This is a genomic window from Tissierellales bacterium (assembly GCA_025210965.1).
Lineage (GTDB): Bacteria > Bacillota > Clostridia > Tissierellales > JAOAQY01 > JAOAQY01.
Genome location: JAOAQY010000111.1, coordinates 15,921 through 30,232, shown reverse-complemented (window position 1 = coordinate 30,232; position 14,312 = coordinate 15,921). Strand labels below are relative to the sequence as shown.

Here is a 14,312-nt window from a genome sequence, read left to right as displayed (position 1 = left end):
TCAGACATTTCATCATGTATAGCTTTACAAAAACCGCCCATCATTGAATCTCCTGATCCAACTGGATTAACCGCCTCAATATTCGGAGCAGAACCTCTATAAACTCTTTTTTCCGTGACCAATATAGCACCGTCTTTTCCCATTGATATGACTACGTATTTTACGCCTGTAGCTATTATATTTCTGGCAACACTTACAATTTCACTTTCACTCTCTATGTCTTGTCCAGCGAAATCTCTCAATTCGTCAATGTTTGGCTTTATCAAATATGGCTTACCTTTGATACCATTTTTCAAAGATTCTCCGCTACTGTCAAGTAAAAATGGCGTTCCTGATTCATTAGATAGTCTAGCAAGTTTTTCATAAAAATCCTTAGCTAATCCCTTCGGTAAACTTCCAGATGCGCATACCAAATCAACATTCTTGACAAGTTTTAGATATCTTTCTAAAAATATCTCTTCCTCATTTCGATTTATCGTGGGACCCGTTTCTAATATTTCAGTTTGAGTACCATCTTTTCCTATTATGGCAATGCAAATTCTAGTGTTTCCACCTATACTTACAAATTCAGATTCAACACCATCTTTTTCTAATAGTTCTAAAAAATACTCTCCATTCTTCCCTCCCACAAAACCTGTTGCATTTATTTCCATGTCCAATTTTTTCAGTATTCTACTTACATTTAATCCCTTTCCGCCTGCTGTTTTGTCATAATTGTCACAGCGCATAACCGTATCAACTTCAAGTGAATCTATTTGATAACTAGAATCTATAGCTGGATTTAGTGTAATAGTCAATATCATACAAATAACCTATGCCTTTCCTTCACTTCCGCACATAGCTATCTTATCTCTAACAACTGATTTCATAGCTTCTTGAGCTGGAATCAAGTACTTTCTAGGATCGTTCGCATTTGGATTATGTTCAAAATGATCCTTTATAGCTGACGCAAATGGTATTTTGAGCTCAGTCGCAATATTAACCTTGCAAATGCCAAGCTTTATAGCTCTTTTTACACTTTCCGCAGGTACTCCAGAAGCTCCATGAAGCACTAATGGAACCTCTACTAATCGTCTTATAATTTCAAGTCGCTCAAAATCTAGTTTTGGCTCTGATTTATACAAACCATGAGCTGTTCCTATGGCAATTGCCAGTGAGTCTACTCCTGTTTTTTCAACAAACTCCTTAGCCTTTTGAGGATCAGTATAAAGTGCATTTTTTTCATCAACCTCAAGATCATCTTCTATACCAGCTAATGTCCCTAATTCCGCTTCAACTGTTGCATCCCATCTATGAGCAACCTTCACAATTTCTTTTGTTCTATTGATGTTTTCCTCAAAACTCTCTTTAGATGCATCTATCATAGCTGAAGGATACCCCATCTCTATGCATGCCTTTATATCATCTAAATCTTCATGATGATCTAAATGTAGTGCAACCGGTACTTTTGCAAGCTCCGCAGCACTCTCTGCTAACTTCAGCAAGTATAGTTCTCCCGCATACTTCACAGTTCCTGGTGTTGCTGCTAATATCACTGGTGACTCCATCTCATTTGCAACCTCTATGACACTCTTTAATGTTTCCATATTGTGTATATTAAAAGCAGGAACTGCATATCCTTCTCTCTGTGCTTTCAACAACATCTCTCTTGAAGATACTAGTTTCATTGTTATTGCTCCTCTCTATCGAATACCAATTTGCCCTCAACCCAAGTTTTTGAAAGCTCCCTATTTTCAATGGCTATCAAATTTGCCTTTTTACCTATGCTTATACTTCCCATTTCATCATCTATTCCCAAACTCTTTGCAGGAGCCATTGACGCCATATATATGGCATCTTCTAGACTCGCTGAAGTCCATTTTTCAACATTAAATACCGAATCAATAAGTTTTAAAGTGCTTCCTGCTAAAGACCCATAACTTGTCCTAGCTATTCCTGATTCAACAACAACACTTAACTCTCCCAATTGATAAACTCCATCTTCCATACCAGTTGCACGCATTGCATCACTTATAAGTATTAGTTTTTCCTTACCCTTGCATCTATAAACTAATTCTATGACATCGGGATGTACATGGTGCCCATCAGCTATAAGTTCAGCATATACCCTATCATCTCTTAGTATTGCGCCCACAGTTCCTGGTTCTCTATGATGAAGTCCTTTCATGCCATTAAATAAGTGAACTCCTACACTTGCTCCAAAATCAAATGCTCGCATGCAGGTTTCATAATCAGAATCTGTATGCGCTATAGCAACTCGAATTCCTTTTTCAATAAATTTAGGTATGTTTGACATATTCTCATCTATCTCTGGAGCTAGTGCAATAGTTGATATGCTCTCATTGAAAGTCTCTGTAAACAACGTTACGTTTTCATCAGATGCCCTTTCCATAAATTCTACAGGATGCGCACCTCTATGCGTCTCTGTAAAATAAGGGCCTTCGACAAACGCTCCAATTACCTCTGCTCCCAAAACACCTTTAATACGTGCTTCATTTACGGCTGATAGTGCTTTAGCTATCTTTTCCTTTGGTGCAGTTAGTGTCGTCGGACAAAATGCCGTTACGCCGTAGCTTGCAATTTCTATAGACATCTGATTTATTGATTCATAAGAACTATCCATAGTGTCTTTTCCGGTATTACCATGTACATGAGTGTCTATGAGACCAGGTGCTAAATAATCCACTTCTATCACTTTTAGTTCTTCAGCTCTTTCATTTCCTATTTCCACTATTTTCCCATTATCTATTTTTACAAATTTATTTAAAGTCTCTCCTGATTCTTCTAAAAGTGTCTTCGCAAATATATAAAATTGATTTGCCATTTATATCCCTTCTTCGCTAATCTCTTTCTGTTTTTTATTTACTTCAAATAACTGAGCTGATTTTTGAGCTGCCAGAAGTGCTCTTTTTGAAATATCATCTATATTTTCATCTCTCATAAATAGTATCTCCATGATACTCTGTATGCTAGTTCCGCCCATTACCTTTATTGATGAATCTTCTACAGATAGCATCGCTGAAGTTTTAAATGGTGATCCACCTACTAAATCTGAAAATATCATGACCCCATCACCAGTTTGAACCTTTTTTACCGATTCTTCTAATTTCGCTTTCAATTCATCTGTGCCATCAGTTTCTAAAAAATTCACTGTACTTATCTGTGGCTGAGATCCAACTATTACCTCTAAAGCAGAAACTATCCCTTCTGCAAATTTTCCATGCCCTGTAATTATTATTCCTACCATTTTGTGCCTCCTTAAAATGAATGAAAGAAATTAGGCTCAAATAGAGCCTAATTCCCCAAAATTCTAAACAATACCAAGCATTCTTCCAACAACACCAATCACAACAGTTACTCCAATAAGCGCAACTGGAGACCATCCTTTTTTCAAACCCTTATACATAAGCAATGTATATGCAAGTGGCAATAGGTTTGGCATAACTTTATCCAATAAATCTGTTTGAATATTTACAACAGCCTGACCCGCTGTAATAGATAATGTTGTGCTAAATCTTATATAAGAAGCTATAAGTCCACCAACAACAGCAAGTCCCAATATAGATGCTGCTCTAGATACATATTTCGTATTCTCTTTTAGTTTTGTAATTGCTCCAACCCCTGTATTGTAACCATAATGCATTAGTCCAAATCTAAGTCCAAAATGTACTATATTAAATACAATCAAAAATACAATTGGTCCTGCAACACTACCATCTAGGGCTATTGCCGATCCGATTCCTGCACATATAGGTAATAGTGTCAACCAGAAAAGTGCATCTCCGATTCCACCAAGTGGTCCCATAGTAGCTACTTTTATTCCACGAATAGTATTTGGGTTTTCTTTGTTTTCTTCCATAGCTGCAACAATTCCCATAATGAATGTAACTAGAAATGGATGTGTGTTGAAAAATTCCATATGCATCTTCATTGATGTCGATAAATCATCTTTATCCTTGTGTATTTTTTTGAGCGCTGGAAGCATTGAATAGAGCCATCCACACGCCTGCATTCTCTCATAGTTAAACGATGCTTGTAATAAAAGTGATCGCCATGCCATTTTGTTTAAGTCTTTTTTAGTAACTACTTTTTCTACAGCTTGATCCTTATATACATTAGATTCCATCTGACATAACCTCCTCTTTTACTTGAACTACATTTTGACTTTTGTCTTTAGCTAAATAATAATCATATAGAGCTATTGACAATCCTATAAGCGCAACCGCAAGTATTGGTAAATTCAAATAAGTCACCAATATAAATCCTAGTATCATAAAAGCAACATATTCTTTTTTCAACATTATTTTCAAAAGCATAGCAAAACCTATGGCTGGCATCATCCCGCCGGCTACACCAAGTCCATCAATTAAAACCTTAGGAAGGGCTCCAACAATCGCAGCAGCTTTGTCTGCACCAATATATACTGGCAAAAATGCTATTACTGCATAAAATGTGAACAATCCCAATAATGCTAAATAATTAATTTTTTCTATACCTGCTGTATTTGATGTGTCTGCATAATTATCTGCCTTGTGCATAACTGGTGACATTATAGTAAATAAAATAGTAATCATAGCTTGTGCTGCCACCGCAAATGGTACGGCAATCCCTACCGCTACATTCGGATCTTGATTTGCAAGTATCGCAAACGACGTTCCAATAATTCCTCCAATTACAACATTAGGTGGCTGTGCTCCTGCAAGTGGAACCATACCCATCCAAACTAATTCTAATGTCGCTCCTGCAATTAACCCTGTTTGTACATCTCCTAATATAAGGCCAACTACAACTCCTGTAACAACTGGTCTGTGCAAATGTGTCAATCCATTAAACAAGTCAACTCCAGCTATACCTGCCCAAAGTGCTACTAATAAAGCTTTGATAAACATTGAATCTCCCCCTTTTATTTTTTATTTTAAATAAAATCAAGTATTTAAACTCAATTTGTTTCCTAGTCAATTAATCGGTTTCCCAATCACTATTTTAAATCATAGTTAGGATATCTTTTCCCGGTTCACTAGGTACTCTTCTAACTTCACACTCTACGCCTAGTTCACCTAGTTTTTTAAATGCTTCTATATCACTTGTATCAACTGATACTGTAGATGAAATTTGTTTCTTACCTTCTGAAAAATGCATATTTCCAACATTCACTTTTTCAATAGGTACTCCGCCCTCTACCATTTTTAGAACATCTTGAGGTGTTCTCGCTACGATAAATATCATCTGACGATCTGCCGCTTTGTGTATTACATCTATAGTTTTTTGAATCGAAAAATATCTAGTTTGAATATTGTCAGGAGCTGCCATATCCATCAAGCTCTGCTGCACGCTATCTGTCGATACATCATCATTTGCTATAAGTATAAGATTTGCTCCTAGATGCTGACTCCATGTAACTGCAATCTGTCCATGCAATAATCTATTGTCTATTCTTGTAAGCAAAATATTAGGTTTTCCCATTCTAATCATCCTCTCTTATTTCTCATAATCGAAGCTTTAAAAATTTTTAAAGCTCCGACTCAATATCTTCTATTTTACATCAAATTCGTGTATTGTAACTCCTTGAACCACTCTATTTACCTCTCCACTTGGACAAGGATTATCTGGCCCAAATCCTCTGTTTATCGATTGTTTTAAAGCAAATATTTGAGCATATAGTATATACGCAAGCATGTCATATCCCTCTTTTATACTATTCTTTTGAATTCCTAAATCTATAACTCTATCTGCAAAGCTCTCCAAATTATCATCTTTATCTTGTGAAATAGCCACTACAAATTTGTTGCCCTCATCTCCGCTTAATTCTCTTAACAAATCAATTTCATAATTTCTAGAATAATCATCACCTGAAATATAAGAAAATACAATGGTATTATCATCAACTATTGACTTTGGACCATGTCTAAATCCAAGTGGAGTTTCATATAGTGTTGCTAGATTTCCACCTGTGAGTTCTAACAGCTTTAAACAAGATTCCCTTGCAAGACCTAAATAGCCACCAGCTCCTAAATATACTACTTTCTCTACTTTCTTATCCATCATTTCATCGAGATTTCTATAATTATCTTCACAAATACCTTTACCAATACTGGACACTTCTTGTACCTGTCTCTCTACATCTTCCATATTTTTCTCAAAAATCATCATAGACGCTAATAGCATACAGCTAAAACTTCCAGTCATGGCAAAGCCTTTATCATTAGAAAGCTTTGGCATCAATAACAAATACTCATTATCTTTCAATCGTGATCGCTTAGCCAATTCTCCATCTGAATTACATGTGATAACTATGTGATAAAACTCATCAATAACTTTTTCAGCAATTTCAACTGCAGCTACACTCTCTGGACTATTTCCAGATCTAGCACAAGATATCAAAAGCGTTGGTATCTCTTTTTTTAAATACTGAAGTGGTTTTGCTACAATATCTGTTGTTGCAATAGCTTCAATACTGATATTGTTGTTTTTTCTAAGTGTAGGAACTACACTTTCACCAACATATGCCGATGTTCCTGCTCCAGTAAATATAACTCTCAATCCCTCTTTTTCAATGATTTGTGCTAAATATTGATCTAAATCTTTTTTGTTTGCCTTCATAATATCAAGTGTCTGACTCCATAATTCTGGCTGCTGGTATATCTCCCGAGCGGTATTCAGACCGTTGATATTTTTTAGATATTCTTTTTCATATCCGAAATAACATTCCATAAATTTACCTCCTGTCATTCTGTTGTCATGTGGTCATTACCACTTATTCTATTTAAAAAGCGGTCTCCCGCTTAATCTAATACTACTCTAAACTTAAATGAATCTCCTCTAGCAATACTCTTGGTATACTCTATTTTTTTGCTTCCTTCGTATGCATACCTTTCAATTCTCATTCCAGGAGTTCCTTCACTAACATCTAGCGTCCTAGCTTCTGACTTCCTAACTAAAACTGCAGAAAATATCTCTTCTGCTCTGCTTAATTTTGCCCCATATCGACTTTTAAAGATTTCATACATCGCATTGCTCTCTAAATCTTCCCTAGTCATATTGGGAAACCTATCGCAAGGCACATAACTTATTTCAAGCATCATCGGTTTCAAATCAGCTAATCTAAGTCTCTTTATAACGTATACCTCGTCGCCTTCACACAATTCAAGCCTTCTCGCTATCTTATCCTCTGCTTCAACTACTTCAAATGCTAATACTTTCGAACTAGGTTTTTTACCTAATTTTTTCATCTCTTCTGTAAAGCTATAAAACTTTTGTAAATCTTGTTTTAATTTTTTCTCTGCTACAAAGGTTCCCTTTCCATGCTCTTTGTATATATAGCCTCCCTTTTCAAGCTCAATCATCGCCTGTCTAACTGTTGATCGACTAATATCATACAAATCACAAAGTTCTCTCTCAGAAAGCAACTTATCATTTTCTTTGAGGATTCCAGCCTCTATATCCTCAACAATCAAATCTACCAGCTGATAATAAAGGGGCACTCTGCTCTTTTTATCAATTTTTTTCATATATCTCCCCCCGTACCTTGTCATGTGGTTCGTACCAGTTGTAACTACAGTATAACCTTATAAAATCTCTTTGTCAAATATTTTTTACTCCATTACATCTCTCGCCTCTAAAAGTCTTTGCCCTCCGGTGAAATAGACTAAACCAGCATAAATAACTGCAAGTACTTTAAATTGACTTGGAATAAGTATCATCGCTGTAAAAAATAAAAAACCCTCTGTTCGTTCCATAACCCCAGCTTGATAGTAAAATGATTTTTGGCTTTCTGCATCGACCAATGCTCCAACCGCAAGAAAAACCGTCATAGAAAATATAATAGCACTCGTCATAGCCAATAAATATATAGATCTGTCTAAATCGTAAAATGCAAATCCCATTATCACTGATATTTCAACCAATCTATCGAAGGTAATATCCATTAAAGTTCCCCACGAACTCGTTTTTTTAGTTTTTCTAGCTAGTGCTCCATCTACTGCATCTAGGTAGCCTGATATCCAAAGCACAATAGTTGCAATAATAGGTTTATCAAGATACACAAGTGGACCAACTATTATTCCTAGCAAAAATGCTATTTTAGTGACTGCATTTGGCGTGAACTTCATTCTTGAAAACAAATTTGCTCCCGAATCTATCCATTTATTAACATATTTTCTACCATAAGTATCTAACATTTTTTATTCTCCTCTTCTGTTTATAATTATATGTTATTTTTAATCTCGATTATTCTAAATTGTGGGTATTTAAAATAATGATACTACTTAATGAGTATAATTCATAATAATACTATGCCCATTTATAACTTCATTTTAACACAACTCATCTAAAAGGAGGCTTTTACATGATAAAACAAAGTAGTTTAAGGCGAAAAATTTTAGGAATAACATTTGCGGTAACTCTAATCACCTTTATTTTAATGGGTTCTTGGATAAACTCCACAGTTTCAACTCAACTTGAAACTCAAGTCCAAAAAGAACTCTTGAAAGATGCTCAGCTAATAGCAAGTGATATAGATTCTTTTTTCAAAGAATATGGCATGTTAGTTGCTCAAATGTCTCAAAACAAAGATTTAACAGAAATTGTTAAAAATTATAAAAGTCGTAATGAAAAAAGATTAGATCCAAGCTACGATTCTGTAGTCGATACTCTCCTAAACATTAAAAACTCTGACAAAAATCTTGGACTTGTTTGGCTAGGTTCAGTTGCTGCTAATGATCTTATAACTGACATATATGACTACGATGCTTCTGAAACTTTTGACATAACTAGCAGAGGTTGGTTTAAAGAAATGTCACAAGTAAATGGGCTTACTTATACTGAACCTTATGTAGATAATGTAACTGGTTCAATAGTAATATCTATAGTCTCTCCAATAAAAGACAATGGCAAAATAATAGGGAATGTCGGTATTGATTTACAATTAGGCGAAATCAAAGAACTAATGAGCCGATACAATATTGGTAAAACTGGATATCCAATACTTATCTCTAAATTAGGAATTGTAGTAGAGCACCCTGATCCTAATCAAATAACAAAGACCAATATGACAACTTTAGATGGTAAATTAGGCGAATTAGCTCAAGAGATGACAAAAGGCAAAAGTGGAATATCCGAATACACTTATGAAGATATAACTAAATACTTTGCATATGCACCTGTTTCATCTAGCTCATGGTCCGTTGGTACAATGGTTCCAAAATCTGAAACTAATGAAATTGTAAGTCGTTTTGTATTCCTAAATACAAGCGCCTTTGTATCCGTAACTATATTACTTTTAGTTATTTTATTCGTAATAACAACTAGAGCTCTCAAGCAGGTTCCTCTTTTAGTTGATAGTATGACAATTTTTTCTAAGGGTGATTTGACTCATGATTTAGATATAAAATCAAATGACGAAATCGGTCGAATAGCAAATGCATATAACCATGCACTAAAATCAATAAGTGAGGTAATCCGAGATGCTTTTCATGCTTCGGATTCTGTAAAATCAGCATCTGAAGCAATGGTTGTAATTGCAAATGAATCCAAGCAAGCGTTAGATGAAGTTAGCTCAACTGTAAATGAAGTTACTCAAGGTACTACAGATCAAGCTACTCAAACAGAGCAAAGCGTACAAAGTATTCATGATTTATCTGATAGGATTGAATCTCTAATAAATCAAACTGAAGAAATTTACACAAAAACCAATACTATACATGATCTATCAAACAAAGGAAGCTCTGCTCTAACTGCGCTAAATGACCAATCAGATGCAAATCAAAAATCCGTTGCCATGATAAAAAATATTGTCGAGCAAATGGATCAATCATCTGGTGAAATATCCACCATAGTTGACATGATAAATTCAATATCAGAACAAACAAATCTTCTTGCATTAAATGCTTCTATAGAGGCTGCACGAGCTGGTGAAGCCGGAAAAGGATTTGCTGTGGTTGCAGATGAAATTAGAGATTTAGCTGAGCAAACTAGCAAAGCAACAGAGGATATTCGAGACAAAATTTTGGATATACAAAACAAATCAACTGTAGCCGTTCAGCAAACTGAATCATCCGAACAAATAGTATCCGGAAATGTTGAAATCGTAAATGAAACCGAAGATATTTTCAACAATATAATAAATGAATTAGAAATTCTTTTTGATATTGCTAGTCAATCAAAAGATGAAGCTGAAGAAATGAAATCCCAAAAAGACGAAATCATTCACTTCATAGAATCTGTATCTGCACTATCAGAAGAAACCTCTGCTGCTATGGAAGAAATGAGTGCTACTACTGAGGAACAACTAGCCGGAATGGATAATCTCGCTTCAGAATCTCAAAACTTAAGCGAACTTGCGGCTCATTTACATGAAATACTAGAACACTTCAAATTTTAATTAAAACATAAATAATCAAAATACTGGGACTAAGAAAGGCAATGCGATACCATTCTTAGTCCCAGTTATGGTTTATAGCTCTTTAAGCCGCTGTACTCCTCGTCTCCTATTTTTCCACCGCTCACTAGTTTTTGGAATCAGTTGTTCATAATTTCTCTTTTTGATATTCTCACTGTTAAACAACAAATCTAAAATATGAACAGCAGGTTTTCCACCATCTATCATAGATTCAACACATGACTCACAATACGTCACTATATGACTACATTCTGTTTGATTCGCTCTCTTCTCCATCTGCTTAAGCGCAAGTTTTGTCTCCGTGAGCTTTACCATTGCACCTGCACCACAGCAAAGAGTTTTATCTCTGTTATACTCAAATTCCTCAAATGGAAGTTCAATATCCTCGAGCACTTCTCTTACTGCTTCATGAATTTCATTTCTTTTCCTTATAGGACAAGGGTCATGTAGCGCAAATTTCAAATTATTACCACGATAGTTACATTTCTTTGGAACGCCATTATCCCTCAGCCACTCCCATAATGAAGTAACTACTATCCCGTCTCCATATTTCTTGAAAACCTCATAGCAATTAGCGCAAGCCACTATGAGTTCTTGAGTCCCTTGATCCTTCATCGATTGCATAACACTTTTAAACCGCTCTTCAAACTTCGAGTTTTTCCCCATATCTAATGTTGGCTTTCCGCAGCAATATATCTTAAGACCCATCTCTGGGTCAATGTTCTTCATGTGCTTGTATGTTTTATACACTATTTCTTCACTATATGATAGCAAACTACAACCTGGAAAGAATGCTTTTTTTGACTTAATTTTACTTGCACCAGTAAAAAAACTACTAAAACTGTTTCTTTGATGAAATCCAACCGCTAAGCTTCCTTTTCCAATGCTGAAAAAACTTTTTTTGTTTTGTACTTCGGATCTAATCGAAGTAAAAACTCCCATAAGTGGTGTATTCGTAGGACAAACAGCTTCGCAATATCCACATTGACAGCAAGCATATGCTGCCGATTCCATTAATTCGCCTTCAGCTAACCTTTTAAGCAAACTTTTAGGAGACGAACTATAGTTTTCAATCATAGGACAATTTTTCATACACTTTTTACAATCAACGCAGCTATTTAAACATTTTTCTATATAATACGAGGACTCTTTATTCATAACATACACCCTTTACAGATACACTACTAAACTACGTTTTCATTTTCTGGAATATGACTCTTTTGTGAAACCATATCCACTTCTGAATTTTTCTTTTCATTCGCCATTTTTTTCATCAAGAATATAAGTGCTGAAATAGCAAATAAACAAAATAAACCCATAACAAAATACTTTACTCCTCCAGTAAGCATTCCACCTACATACGAATATATCAAAGTCGCAGGCAACTGACCTAGACCAGTAGCCCAAAAAAACGACCAGAAACTCATAGATGTAAGACCTGCCGCATAACTAACTATGTCAAATGACATGAATGGTAAAAGTCTAGCTATAAGTATAGCATATTTACCGTGCTTATCAAAAAACTCTTCTATCTGATTTAGAGTTCCTTTGCTATTTAGTTTCTCAACAAACTCTCTCCCCAAAAATCTTGCAAGTAAAAAACAAAGTGATGCTCCAGCCATAGCTGATGCCCATGACAAAAGTGCTCCCCATAACCATCCGAAAAGACCTGCATTTGCAAATGTTATGAGAAAAGCTGGTAATGGCGCCATAAGCGATTGAAATATCATAAGGAAAAATGATATCACAGGTGCCCATATCCCAAAACTCAAAATATATTGTTTTATAGTCTCAATATTAGCCATACTAAAGAGCATTACAACTTGATTTACCTGAAGCTTAACCTGTGGTATCAAAAAATAACTTCCCAAAATTGCCAATACAAATGCTAAACGAATCCAAACTTTATTTCTTTTTTTCGCTTGTGTTTCCATATCTATCCCTCCAAAAAACAAACTTGCTTACTAAATCAAAACTATCTAATCAATATTAAAGGAGACAAGTATTCATTCCTGTCCCCATTTTGTCAAAATATCTATGCCTATTCAATGCATCCAAAAGCAAAATGTTTTGGATTAAAATTTATATTACTTCTCTACTTCAGTCTTGTCACTACCTGCCCACTCATAGTATGATCCATCGTAATTTTTAGCATTTTCATATCCAGCCATCTCAAGTACGATTTGCATATAACCAGATCTGATACCCGCAGTACAGTAAGTAACTATTTTATCCTCTTTATTTAATTTTAGTTCTTCACTAAAATACTTTTCTAACTCAGCTTTGTCTTTCAAACGCCCATCTTCTCTAAACAAATCTGTGTATTTTGCTAATGTAGCTCCTGGCAAATGTCCGCCTCTAGCCTCTCCGTATTTTTGTGCTCCATCATATTCATCTTGAGCTCTAGTATCTAACACTTTATAATCATTATAGTTTTTCATAAGTTCGTCTATCGTTATGTTTCCATCTTCATTTATCTCTTTTATTTCAAAATCTACCGCTGTAGGTTCGTGTGCTTCACTATTTAGCAATTCATCACTAGTATTTTGAGCAAAATAATCCATACCACCATTTAATAGTCTAACGTTATTCAATCCTGCTTTAGAAAGAGTCCACATAATTCTACCATCGTCGCCCCAACCATTTTGAGCTGCAGCATAAATTACTACTTTCTTTTCCTCGTTTATACCAAGACTTCCTATTAATTTCGACAAATTTTCTTTATCAGAACCAACTGTTCCCCAATTTAAATCCCCTGGTTTTCCAGCCATATTTGATAATCCTTGCCATGCAACTGGTATGGCGTTTTTTATATGCTTTGCATCATATGCTTTTTGACCCCTAGCATCTATAATTACCAAATTTTCATCATTTATATTTTCTTCTAACCACTGTGCATCAACTAAATAATCATTGTTTTCATATGTATACTCTACCTCTATCTTTGTCTCTGCTTCTACGCTCGACTCAGTATTTGTAGCATTCGATTCACTTGTTTTTGAATCAGTATTTGAAGAACAACCCGCTACTCCTACCAACAATATTCCTGCAACAGCTAACATACTAATCCATTTATTAAATTTACTCACAAAAAACCCCTCCGAATTCACTAAAAATAAAAACTCATTTGATAGTTAATCAATCTTTTTCCATTCTATCAAACAAGTCCTAGTTTTTCTATAAGAATTCCAAAAGGGGTTTATAGAGAATTATTATGAATATCTCGCCGTTATAAATTTTTCTTATATCTAATCTTTTTATGCACTGTAGGTACCAATGCAAATAGTCCCAAAAAACAAAATGCTAACAGTATCTGTGGTGTCAATATTCCTGATGCAGAATCAATAGAATTTAAACTTTCACCCGCAAAAGCATAAACTGCACTTCCAGGAATTATACCAATCATAGTCGTCCAAACAAATCTCTTTGTAGACATCTCAGTGAGACCAGCTGCTATATTTATGAGGAAAAACGGGAATGCTGGTATAAGGCGCGAAAAAAGCATATAACTAGCACCATTTTCTCTAAGCTCTTTATCAACTTTTTCCAATCGATCTCCATATTTGCTTTTTAGACTATCTCTAAATAAATACCTTGCTGCCCAAAATGCCAGTAATGATCCTATAGTTGCTCCGATATTTACTATGAATACACCCAATATAGTTCCATACAAAAATCCTGAGAGCATAGTAAGAAGTGTAGCCCAAGGTACTGAAAGTGCAGCAGATATTATATAAAATAATATAAATGCTATCGTAAATAAAGCAAAATTTTCATTCAAATAAGCTTTTAATTCCCCACTATGGCCTTTAATAGACTCAAATGTAAAATACTCGCCTAAATTAAAATATCTAAACAACAAAAAGCAAATAATAATTACTAAAAATATCATCAATTTTTTATTATGTTTTTTCAA

15 protein-coding genes are annotated in these 14,312 nt (G+C 34.9%); 1 reads left to right on the top strand and 14 read right to left on the bottom strand.

Going from position 1 to position 14,312, the window contains the following annotated elements; all coding sequences use genetic code 11:
- From pfkB to N4A40_08715, 10 genes are all read right to left on the bottom strand, one after another.
- Nucleotides 1-803, bottom strand: an 803-nt coding sequence (gene pfkB, locus N4A40_08760; protein ID MCT4661936.1) for a 1-phosphofructokinase, incomplete at its 3' end; no start/stop codon positions are given.
- 9 nt (nucleotides 804-812) lie between these two features.
- On the bottom strand, nucleotides 813-1,667 hold the full coding sequence (locus N4A40_08755; protein ID MCT4661935.1) for a tagatose bisphosphate family class II aldolase: 855 nt from the start codon (nucleotides 1,665-1,667) through the stop codon (nucleotides 813-815).
- A 2-nt stretch (nucleotides 1,668-1,669) separates the two neighbouring features.
- Complete coding sequence (gene nagA / locus N4A40_08750) at nucleotides 1,670-2,824, bottom strand: N-acetylglucosamine-6-phosphate deacetylase (protein ID MCT4661934.1); 1,155 nt, start codon at nucleotides 2,822-2,824, stop codon at nucleotides 1,670-1,672.
- Nucleotides 2,825-3,247: a PTS galactosamine/N-acetylgalactosamine transporter subunit IIA gene (agaF, locus tag N4A40_08745; protein MCT4661933.1), complete on the bottom strand. Its 423-nt coding sequence runs from the start codon at nucleotides 3,245-3,247 to the stop codon at nucleotides 2,825-2,827.
- Between the two features lie 63 nt (nucleotides 3,248-3,310).
- Nucleotides 3,311-4,126 carry a PTS system mannose/fructose/sorbose family transporter subunit IID gene (locus N4A40_08740; protein MCT4661932.1) on the bottom strand — a complete coding sequence of 272 codons (816 nt, stop codon included), beginning with the start codon at nucleotides 4,124-4,126 and terminating at the stop codon, nucleotides 3,311-3,313.
- Nucleotides 4,116-4,889 carry a PTS N-acetylgalactosamine transporter subunit IIC gene (gene agaW, locus N4A40_08735; GenBank protein MCT4661931.1) on the bottom strand — a complete coding sequence of 258 codons (774 nt, stop codon included), beginning with the start codon at nucleotides 4,887-4,889 and terminating at the stop codon, nucleotides 4,116-4,118. Before agaW ends, N4A40_08740 begins: the two co-directional genes overlap by 11 nt.
- Before the next feature lie 94 nt (nucleotides 4,890-4,983).
- Nucleotides 4,984-5,463 carry a PTS N-acetylgalactosamine transporter subunit IIB gene (gene agaV, locus N4A40_08730; GenBank protein MCT4661930.1) on the bottom strand — a complete coding sequence of 160 codons (480 nt, stop codon included), beginning with the start codon at nucleotides 5,461-5,463 and terminating at the stop codon, nucleotides 4,984-4,986.
- A gap of 69 nt (nucleotides 5,464-5,532) precedes the next feature.
- Nucleotides 5,533-6,711: an SIS domain-containing protein gene (locus tag N4A40_08725; GenBank protein MCT4661929.1), complete on the bottom strand. Its 1,179-nt coding sequence runs from the start codon at nucleotides 6,709-6,711 to the stop codon at nucleotides 5,533-5,535.
- Between the two features lie 71 nt (nucleotides 6,712-6,782).
- Nucleotides 6,783-7,508, bottom strand: a complete 726-nt coding sequence (locus N4A40_08720) for a GntR family transcriptional regulator (GenBank protein ID MCT4661928.1) — start codon at nucleotides 7,506-7,508, stop codon at nucleotides 6,783-6,785.
- An 84-nt stretch (nucleotides 7,509-7,592) separates the two neighbouring features.
- The gene (locus N4A40_08715; protein ID MCT4661927.1) at nucleotides 7,593-8,177 is read right to left on the bottom strand and encodes a CDP-alcohol phosphatidyltransferase family protein; all 585 of its coding nucleotides are present in this window, start codon (nucleotides 8,175-8,177) and stop codon (nucleotides 7,593-7,595) included.
- Nucleotides 8,178-8,344: 167 nt separating this feature from the next.
- Here N4A40_08715 and N4A40_08710 point away from each other — a divergent pair, with 167 nt between their 5' ends.
- Nucleotides 8,345-10,378 carry a methyl-accepting chemotaxis protein gene (locus tag N4A40_08710; GenBank protein ID MCT4661926.1) on the top strand — a complete coding sequence of 678 codons (2,034 nt, stop codon included), beginning with the start codon at nucleotides 8,345-8,347 and terminating at the stop codon, nucleotides 10,376-10,378.
- A 72-nt stretch (nucleotides 10,379-10,450) separates the two neighbouring features.
- On the opposite strand, the gene N4A40_08705 is transcribed toward N4A40_08710, so the two are convergent.
- The 4 genes from N4A40_08705 to N4A40_08690 form a co-directional block, all read right to left on the bottom strand.
- Entirely contained in the window at nucleotides 10,451-11,554 is a 1,104-nt protein-coding gene (locus N4A40_08705) for a (Fe-S)-binding protein (GenBank protein MCT4661925.1), read from the bottom strand.
- 26 nt (nucleotides 11,555-11,580) lie between these two features.
- Nucleotides 11,581-12,330, bottom strand: coding sequence for a TVP38/TMEM64 family protein (locus N4A40_08700; GenBank protein MCT4661924.1), 750 nt, complete (start codon nucleotides 12,328-12,330; stop codon nucleotides 11,581-11,583).
- Nucleotides 12,331-12,483: 153 nt separating this feature from the next.
- Complete coding sequence (locus N4A40_08695) at nucleotides 12,484-13,485, bottom strand: rhodanese-like domain-containing protein (protein MCT4661923.1); 1,002 nt, start codon at nucleotides 13,483-13,485, stop codon at nucleotides 12,484-12,486.
- Between the two features lie 140 nt (nucleotides 13,486-13,625).
- Nucleotides 13,626-14,312: a TVP38/TMEM64 family protein gene (locus N4A40_08690; GenBank protein ID MCT4661922.1), complete on the bottom strand. Its 687-nt coding sequence runs from the start codon at nucleotides 14,310-14,312 to the stop codon at nucleotides 13,626-13,628.